Genomic DNA, 403 nt, shown 5'->3' with positions numbered 1-403 from the left:
TTTGATATGGCATCTTTTGGTGATTATCAAACTAAAACTGGGCTGAGTTTCAGTACGCGTAACGGCCAAGTGAGTCAGATTGACACTATAAAAAACATTAAGCTCGGGCAGTTTGTTAAAGACGTACGTCGTTTAGAAATAGACCAATATGATCTAGTGTTCAATGATTTCGAACCGGTTAGTGCATGGGCCGCTAAGCTTGCTAAAGTTCCTGTCATTGCGATGAGCCATCAAGTTGCGTTTCTTAGCCCAGAAGTACCCATGCATAGTAATGGCTTTTTAAAGCGTACTTTTCTAAAGCAATTTGCGCCGGCAGATATTCATCTTGGCGTACATTGGCAGCCCTTCTCTAAAAATATAATCCCGCCTTTCATTCCTTATGAAAAACCGATTAACACTTGTC

General features: G+C 40.9%; 1 protein-coding gene. It reads left to right on the top strand.

The window, feature by feature from the left end:
* Positions 1-403: glycosyltransferase family protein (locus CWC11_RS20800; protein WP_502704810.1), on the top strand; the 403-nt coding region annotated here is incomplete at both ends.

It is taken from the genome of Pseudoalteromonas sp. S3178 (assembly GCF_005886985.1).
Taxonomy (GTDB): domain Bacteria; phylum Pseudomonadota; class Gammaproteobacteria; order Enterobacterales; family Alteromonadaceae; genus Pseudoalteromonas; species Pseudoalteromonas carrageenovora.
The sequence above is the reverse complement of the archived record's forward strand: the minus strand, read 5'-3'. Positions and strand labels throughout refer to the sequence as shown.